Genomic DNA, 8,163 nt, shown 5'->3' on the forward strand with positions numbered 1-8,163 from the left:
AAGAAACTGGTCAAACTAATCCTATTGAAAGATTAAATAATACCTTTCGACAAAGGATTTCTCGGCTGGTGAGAGAGAGTCTATCTTTCTCTAAAAAAATGGAGAATCACGTTGGGGAACCCTTTGGTATTTTATCCATGACTACAATGCACAGCAAAGCAAAGGATTAAGCCGCCATCACTACTACCGAATCACCACCGATTCAACTTCATCGCTGGAGTTCTTTCCCTCCCACCCCCGTTGATGCTTTTTACTACTCCCCTTCCTCTTAGTTGTAAAATACCTACACCTGTCAGCTAAAAGGGGCGGGGTTTTAAACCCAAATTTTCGATAATTCGGCATTAACTAAAGACTTGATCGGGATTAATTTGACGGCACAAGCTTTTAATTCCGGCTGCAGGGAAATCGGACAAGCGGCCGGATGGGTGAGACTATTGGCCTCAGAATTTTCTGCCCATAGGGCCCCCCAGTGCATCGGCACAAAGACACAATTAGGAGCAATTGCTTTGGTAATTAAAGCGGGAAAACGGGCAGAACCGCGACGAGAACGCACCTCCACCCATTCCCCAGCTTCTATGCCCAATTTTGCCGCATCTTGGGGATGAATTTCCAGAAAAGGTGCGGGGTGCATTTTGACAATTTTCTCGATGCGGCCGGTGCGGGTTTGGGTGTGCCAGTGACCGTACAAACGCCCCACGGTCAACACTAGGGGATAATCATCGTCCGGGGGTTCCGCTAGACCTTTACTGTGGTAGGCTGCGAAAACAGCACGTCCATCGGCAGTATTAAATTTACCATCGGTATAAAGGCGTTTTGCGGCTGTTTTTTGGCTTTTATCGTCATCTTTAACTAAATTACCTAGTAATTCCCCGGAATTAGCGGTTTTAGGGGCGGAAATTTCATCGATGGAATCGGGCCACGGTCGGGGAGTCTCGGCCAGGCGATCATAATTAATCCCTGTCATATCACAAGGACGTTTATATGTCAAGCCGGCAAACTCGGAATATACCTCGGCCGAATCCTGAAAATTAAATTGTGCCTCAAAACCCAAACGGCGACCGACTTCGGCAAAAATTTGCCAGTCGGCCCGAGCTTGTCCCACGGGAGGGCGAAAAGCCTTATTTAACGTCACCATGCGCTCAGAATTGGTCATTGTTCCCGTTTTTTCGCCCCATTGGGCCGCTGGCAGTAATAAATGGGCATAGGCGCTGGTTTCCGTGGGATAGTAGGCATCCTGATGGATAGTAAAAGGTGATTTTAACAGGGCCGCCTTGGTACGTTCTAGATCAGGCATACTAACGGCTGGATTAGTGGCGGCAATCCAGAGAAGTTTGACATCTCCCGTCTCCAAACCAGTAATCATACTCCAAGCATCGCGACCGGGGACGGGAGAAATCCGACCGGCGGGTAAACCCCAAGCTTGTTCCACTTCGGCCCGGTGTTGGGGATTTTTGACGGAACGATAACCGGGGAGAAGATGGCAGAGGCCGCCGGCTTCCCGTCCCCCCATGGCGTTGGGTTGTCCGGTTAGGGAAAAAGGACCGGCCCCCGGCCTACCGATATTAGCCGTCATTAGGTGTAAATTGATTAAAGTGCGGGCTTTGGCCGTGCCTTCCCTAGATTGATTGATACCCATCGACCAGAGGGAAAGCACTCTTTTCGATTCGGCCCAGTAGCGGGCAGCCTTTTCTAAATCCTCGATGGGGATACCGCATTTAGGGGCGACGATTTCCGGGGGATAATGGCGGATAATTTCGGCGTATTTGTGGAAATCTCGGGTACATTTATCGATAAAATAGGTATCGATCGCACCCCAATTCAGTAACAGGTGAGCAATACCGTTAAATAGGTCAATATCGGTCCCCGGGTTAATGGCGAGGTGGAGATTAGCGGCCTCGGCGGTTTTTGTCCTGCGGGGATCAACGACGATTAATTTCGCTTCTTTGTTACCTTTGAGATACTTGTGCAGACGGTTAAAGATGATGGGGTGACATTCGGCCGTATTTGTCCCCACCAGAAAGGCACAATCGGTTAATTCTAGGTCATCGTAACAGCAGGGGGGACCGTCGGACCCGAAACTGTCCCGATAAGCGGCCACGGCCGAAGACATACAGAGACGGGAATTAGCATCAAAGTTATTGACTCCCAGACAGCCCTTGACCAGTTTTTGGGCGATGTAGTAATCTTCGGTGTGAAATTGTCCCGAACCGTATAGACAGATACTTTCCTTTTCCCCCTGAGCGATTAGAGTTTGGATACGGTTAACGATGCGATCGAGGGCTTCTTCCCAGGTACAAGGACGGAATTGCTCTTGGAGAGAATCGCGAATCATCGGGGTTTTGAGGCGATTTTTATCGATTGATTCCGCTACGGTAGCCCCTTTAACACAGACCATACCTTGACTGGAGGGGTGGGACTTGTCCCCGAAGACTTTCCATGCTTGTCCGGCCGACGCGGGGGGGGTGACTGTCAAACCACAACCTACTCCACAGTAAGGACATTGGGTTTTTGTAGATTCAGTCATAAGCAGTTGGTCTGATTGGTGGCGCTGTCTTTAGGCATACTAAGATAGTCGTCAGGTTTTCTCGGCCAAATTGTAGTTATTAATACAATTTATTAGAAGCCTTGGCCAAATTGCCATTTTTATGATGCAAATCGCGCATTACAACTGGCTAGATAAAATTTGCTGATGGGTGTGGGGTGTGGGGTGTGGGGTGTGGGGTGTGGGGTTTTATACTGTTGCCTGATCTCAACAAGCAATTTCAATAGTTAACAGCTTAAAAAGCATACACTTGTTCTCGTGTTGAAAAAGAATCGGCATAGGATAATAGTAGTCTCTAGGGTGCGGAAAAAGTTTTCAGCCAGTCATGACCTACGAACCTCTACATCATAAGTATCGTCCCCAAACCTTTGCCGATTTGGTGGGACAATCAGCGATCGCCACGACCCTGAGTAATGCCTTAATCAGTGAGCGAATCGCTCCTGCATACCTATTTACTGGACCCAGAGGCACGGGGAAAACCTCCTCGGCGCGAATTTTAGCCAAATCCCTCAACTGTCTGTCTAGTGACCATCCGACACCGATTCCCTGCGGTAAGTGTTCCGTCTGTCAAGCGATCGCCAATGGTTCGGCCCTAGACGTGATCGAAATTGATGCCGCTAGTAATACCGGTGTGGATAACATTCGGGAAATTATCGAGCGATCGCAATTTGCCCCCGTCCAATGTCGTTATAAAGTCTATGTCATCGATGAATGCCTGACTGGGGATAGCCTTGTTTTCACCGAAACGGGATTAATCCCCATTAATCATCCTGAGATTCTCGGAAAACGAGTTCTCAGTTACAACGAGAGCAGCGGAGAGTGGGAATATAAAAAAGTCCTGCGATGGCTAAACCGAGGCGTAAAAGCAACTTTAACCATTCAAACCAGAAATCGGACGATTAATTGCACTGGTAATCATTTGATTAGAACAGAAAAAGCATGGATACAAGCAAAAAATCTCAAAATCGGCGATCATATCCTATCCCCTGTGAATGTGGCTGCGGTGCAATACAGGCCTAGTATCATAAAATCCCCTCAATGGCTGACAAATTTCGAGGAAGTGATAGGGATTCAAGAAGGTGACACAGAAAGCGTCTATGACCTAGAAGTGGAGGACAATCATAATTTTGTTGCCAATGGGTTATTAGTTCATAACTGCCATATGCTCAGTACGGCGGCCTTTAATGCCTTGCTGAAAACTCTGGAAGAACCGCCGGATCGAGTGATTTTTGTGCTTGCTACCACCGATCCTCAGCGTGTCTTGCCTACCATCATCTCCCGTTGTCAACGCTTTGATTATCGCCGTATTGCTCTCGATGCGATGGTGGCACACCTGCAAAAAATCGCCCAAATAGAAGCGATCGATATTAACCTAGAAGCATTAACCTTGGTGGCTCAGATCGCTAACGGTGGTTTACGGGATGCGGAAAGTCTCCTCGATCAATTAAGTTTACTCGCAGGAACGATTACGGCCGAGCGAGTCTGGGATTTGGTCGGTGCAGTCCCCGAAAGAGACCTCTTAACCCTACTTAAAGTCATTCATGGCAATATTCCCGATCAAGTTATCGAACAATGTCGCCATCTGATGAATCGCGGTAAGGAACCTTTAATCGTCTTGCAAAATCTAGCGGGATTCTATTTAAACCTACTTTTAGCCAAAACCGCCCCTAATCGTCCAGAAATGGTCGCTGTCACTGCTCCCACTTGGCAGGAATTGTGTGCGGAAGCGCGTACTTGGTCTTTAGAGGAAATTCTCCGCGGTCAACAACTTCTTAAAGACAGCGAAACGCAACTAAAAAACACCACTCAACCCCGTCTCTGGTTAGAAGTCACTCTCTTAGGACTGTTACCGCAAGCACAGGTGATTCCTCTAGTTGCCACGGCAGCGCCTTCCCGTCCCCAAACCAGCACCGAAAGGCCCCCGGAAGTGATCACAGCACCGGCACCGGTTAATCAACCGATCAAACCGGCGGTTATCACCCCGACAACTAGCGTCGCAGTGCCGAAAACTGAGGTTAAAACTGTTGCCAGTGATGACAATCATGAACAAATTTGGCAGCGGGTTTTAGAAGTAATGGAACCCCCCACTACTCGCACTCTCTTGCGTCAGCACGGCAGTCTTTTTAATATGGAAGAATCGAGCGCTTATTTAAGCATATCTTCGGAACAATTATTAAAAATGGCCCGGCTACGCTTGACTAATATTGAGTCAGCTTTCGAGGCTGTTTTTCAGCGCCGGATTAAAGTCCATTTACAGGTAGGTTCCGCCACTGCTGCCATGGCTGCGGAAGTTTCCCCATCCCCAGCGGCCAGGATACAACCACCACCAGAAACCGCACCAACCCCACCAATAACTCCCGAAAATAAAGTTATGACCGCGGTGGATATTCCCCCAGTCAAAGAAGCAATTATCGAGAAAAAAGAAGCAAAGATCACAGCATCGGGAAACCCAAAAACTCTTAGCACAGAACTGCCCCAAAAAATCTTAAATTTTGATTCATCTTTAGAGACATTAGATCAAGATGTAGATGTTAGTGAAATTTTGGCGGCCGCTCAAAAGTTAGCGAAATCTTTTGATGGTGAAGTGGTCAATATGGGTTATTCACTGCCAGAAAATTCGGACGCAGAAACTAAAGTTAATAAGTCTCTGGAAAATATGACTATCGTGCGCGGGAGACCTGATGTTAACGAAATTTTAGAGAATTTGGAGGAGGACGAAGACCTGCCTTTTTAAAGCTATCCCAACGGCTTGTGCTAAACTGATAGGATATGCCACGTCTCAGGATTGGCTATTCTTGCTCAAATTCTAGCTACTAGACCTATGACACCCGAAACTAAGGCCAGAATCGATCAATTAGTCCAGAATAATAAAGTTCTTGTGTTCATGAAGGGCAATAAATTAATGCCTCAGTGTGGTTTCTCGAATAACGTCATACAAATTCTCAATATTCTGGGGGTTTCCTACGAAACTGTCGATATTCTCCAAGATCAGGAGTTAAGACAAGGAGTTAAGGAGTATTCCAATTGGCCGACTATTCCCCAAGTCTATATCAACGGTCAGTTTATTGGTGGTTCCGACATTATGATCGAACTCTATCAAAATGGGGAACTACAACAAATAGTCGAGGTAGCCTTAGCTTCCTAAAAATTTTCTAGGTTAGGTTAGCTATCCTAACCTAGTTTAAAGTTGCCCAACTAGCAATCTTGGCAGAGGTGATGATTGTGACAATTCGAGAAACTGCAATTTCTAAGCTAGATCAACTCCCTGAAGTCCTTGTTCAGGAAGTAAGCGACTTTATTGATCTTCTCGATCATAAATATCGAGTCAAAACCTTTGACACTCAGCCTGATGGAAAACTGATAGAAAGATGGTTACAATGGTTTGAAGCCGTAGATGGCTTAACTGTCAATTCACCGGAACCAATAAACGACTACCAGCAACTGCTGCTCGAAAAATATCGGCAACAAGGACTAGAGCTATGATCCTGTGTGATGCAGGAGTGCTGCTTTGTTTGGTTGATCGCACCCAACCCCAACATAAAGCCTACAGAAATACAGTAATGCGTTTAGCAAAGCCTCTCGTCACAACTTGGTCATGCCTGACCGAAGCCATGTACCTGGCGCTGCATCGGGGGGGTTGGCAAATGCAAAAACAACTGGGACAACTTCTTTTAGATAAACTGCTGGTGGTTTACAATATTCAGGAAAGTGATTTCAGTCGCTTGTTGGGGTTGATGGAGCAATACCGCGATCGACCGATGGACTTGGCAGATGCAACCCTAGTTTTAGTAGCTGAAAAGACTGGGTATCGGCAAATTCTCACCCTCGATGCGGATTTCCTGTTTTATCGGATTCAAAACCAAGGAAGCTTTGATATTATTCAAGGGTAGTCATGGAAAATCTGCTTTCAACGGCCTATAACTCCACCGATAGAAAATGTTCCCCTTTAAAACTGTCCCTTGAATTCCTCTCTATCTTTTGCTACGAGGACACTTTGTTGGGGGATACCGATGTGAATTCCCTTCTCCTCAAAAGCAATCTTTAGACGACGACGATACTCTCTTTCTATGTCCCATTGTCGTAATCTTTTGACGACAATTCTGAGCATAATTTCCATCCCCGTGTGAGAAACCCGACTAACACCAGCAACCTGCACGGGATCGATGATATCTTTTTGCCATTGTGGATCTACAGCCATATTTTCAGCGATGGCTGCCATTAAAGCGATCGCCACATCTGGCTCGGTGTCATAGGCGACTTCAATGGTAAAATTGACCCGCGCCCAATCTTTACTGAGGTTGTGTGCGCTAATAATTTGGTTATGGGCAATAGTGATTAAACGTCCATCGGCAGCCCGCAATTGAGTCGCTCGCAAACTCATATTTTCCACCAAACCGATAAACTCCTGAAACTGGATCATATCACCGACAGTGTATTGGTCTTCAAAGATAATTAGAAAACCGTTAATCCAATCTTTTAAAAGATCCTGAAAGGCAAAGGTGAGCAATGCTCCCACTAAACCGGCTCCCGTGAGTAAAAAGGCGAAAGAAAGGCCCATCCAACTCAAAAAAACCAAAATTCCCAGAAAAATAGCGATAAATGTGATAATTTGTCGCCAAACTTCTAATAAAGTGGGAGCGCGCAGAATCCTCCTTTCCAAATTTTCCGAAAAAACCGCTCCTTCCTCTACCCACTCCCGTAGTCTGGAATTAACGTAGAGATTAACCATATTGCTCACTGATGTCAGCAGCAACCAGATGATAAAAATCTGTAAAGGAATACGGATTATTCCGCGTCCTTCTAGCCTAGTTTCGGGAAATACATACAAAATCGCCGCTATTCCGGCAAACCAAAGCAGTATCAGTCCAATAAGAGCCAGTCTTTTCCAGAGAATATTTAGCGTCAGTTGTCGCTGAATATCGGCCTGTTGACGGAAATTAGAGGAATCTTCTAGAGAGGCTAAAATCGGTTCTTGGGAGCGATCTTTTCTGGGGGGGGAATTTATAGGTAAATTTCGATCGGATTGACTTTTAGCCTGTTTTTTGAGGAGATTGAAGCGATTTCTTAGGTGTTTCTGCCACCAAATTGATACCCAGCTTAAGAAAGTTAGCCCCAAAATAATTATAGTGGCAGTCATTACCTGTTGCCGACGAGGGGCGGGCTGACGTTCTTGCCAAGCTTGGATCAAAGCTGTTTGGATGATTTTAACCCATCTGTCCGCTAAATCGCCAACAGAAGAAGAATCGATCAGGGCATCAACTTCTGTCACTGTCAGAATTACCTGTTGCGGTAAATTCTGGTTATCCTTGGCCACAATCACGGTTAAATTATTGAGAGTCGCCGTACTTACTTGCAGGGTTGTCGGATCGAAACCCCGATTGATAATATTATTTAAGCCCCTTTCAATGCGGCTAGCCCGTCTTTCTACCGGGGAGAGTTCCCGGGACTCAGAAGCGGTAAAATCTTGGGAGGCAATCTGAATTGACATCCTCGCCGCCGTAAAACGGACGGCGATTCCTCACCACGCCACTTTTTTAGGGTGGTCGCTGAATGGGGTTGACGCTTCACCGAAAAACGCTTAATTGCTTAAGTCTGACTCTTTCTCAACGTCCGTTTTGAGT

Annotated in this window: 6 protein-coding genes and 2 pseudogenes; 5 read left to right on the forward strand and 3 right to left on the reverse strand. The window is 46.3% G+C overall.

The window, feature by feature from the left end; translation table 11 throughout:
* Window positions 1–151: pseudogene (locus tag O9290_RS25880) on the forward strand (IS1 family transposase); the annotation flags it as partial.
* Between the two features lie 162 nt (window positions 152–313).
* Here O9290_RS25880 and O9290_RS25885 read toward each other — a convergent pair.
* Window positions 314–2,524: a molybdopterin oxidoreductase family protein gene (locus O9290_RS25885; protein WP_288054888.1), complete on the reverse strand. Its 2,211-nt coding sequence runs from the start codon at window positions 2,522–2,524 to the stop codon at window positions 314–316.
* 119 nt (window positions 2,525–2,643) lie between these two features.
* Window positions 2,644–2,766: a hypothetical protein gene (locus O9290_RS25890; RefSeq protein ID WP_288054890.1), complete on the reverse strand. Its 123-nt coding sequence runs from the start codon at window positions 2,764–2,766 to the stop codon at window positions 2,644–2,646.
* 101 nt (window positions 2,767–2,867) lie between these two features.
* On the opposite strand from O9290_RS25890, the gene dnaX reads away from it, so the two are divergent.
* The 4 genes from dnaX (at window position 2,868) to O9290_RS25910 (ending at window position 6,432) form a co-directional block, all read left to right on the forward strand.
* Window positions 2,868–5,276 (forward strand): DNA polymerase III subunit gamma/tau, encoded by a 2,409-nt coding sequence (dnaX, locus tag O9290_RS25895; RefSeq protein ID WP_288054892.1) that lies wholly within the window; start codon window positions 2,868–2,870, stop codon window positions 5,274–5,276.
* 87 nt (window positions 5,277–5,363) lie between these two features.
* Complete coding sequence (grxD, locus tag O9290_RS25900; RefSeq protein ID WP_002761995.1) at window positions 5,364–5,687, forward strand: Grx4 family monothiol glutaredoxin; 324 nt, start codon at window positions 5,364–5,366, stop codon at window positions 5,685–5,687.
* A gap of 71 nt (window positions 5,688–5,758) precedes the next feature.
* Window positions 5,759–6,025, forward strand: a complete 267-nt coding sequence (locus O9290_RS25905; protein ID WP_002761993.1) for an RNA-binding protein — start codon at window positions 5,759–5,761, stop codon at window positions 6,023–6,025.
* Complete coding sequence (locus tag O9290_RS25910; RefSeq protein WP_061430883.1) at window positions 6,022–6,432, forward strand: type II toxin-antitoxin system VapC family toxin; 411 nt, start codon at window positions 6,022–6,024, stop codon at window positions 6,430–6,432. Before O9290_RS25905 ends, O9290_RS25910 begins: the two co-directional genes overlap by 4 nt.
* Window positions 6,433–6,488: 56 nt before the next feature.
* On the opposite strand, the pseudogene O9290_RS25915 reads toward O9290_RS25910, so the two are convergent.
* A pseudogene (locus O9290_RS25915) lies at window positions 6,489–8,021 on the reverse strand (mechanosensitive ion channel family protein); the annotation flags it as partial.
* Window positions 8,022–8,163: the final 142 nt, after the last annotated feature.

It is taken from the genome of Microcystis sp. LE19-41.2A, from assembly GCF_027530405.1.
GTDB lineage: Bacteria > Cyanobacteriota > Cyanobacteriia > Cyanobacteriales > Microcystaceae > Microcystis > Microcystis aeruginosa.

Excerpts from the sequence above, each read along its gene's own strand:
- grxD (WP_002761995.1), top strand. The coding sequence starts at position 5,364 with ATGACACCCGAAACTAAGGCCAGAATCGATCAATTAGTCCAGAATAAT.
- dnaX (WP_288054892.1), top strand. The coding sequence starts at position 2,868 with ATGACCTACGAACCTCTACATCATAAGTATCGTCCCCAAACCTTTGCC.
- O9290_RS25910 (WP_061430883.1), top strand. The coding sequence starts at position 6,022 with ATGATCCTGTGTGATGCAGGAGTGCTGCTTTGTTTGGTTGATCGCACC.
- O9290_RS25905 (WP_002761993.1), top strand. The coding sequence starts at position 5,759 with ATGATTGTGACAATTCGAGAAACTGCAATTTCTAAGCTAGATCAACTC.
- O9290_RS25885 (WP_288054888.1), bottom strand. The coding sequence starts at position 2,524 with ATGACTGAATCTACAAAAACCCAATGTCCTTACTGTGGAGTAGGTTGT.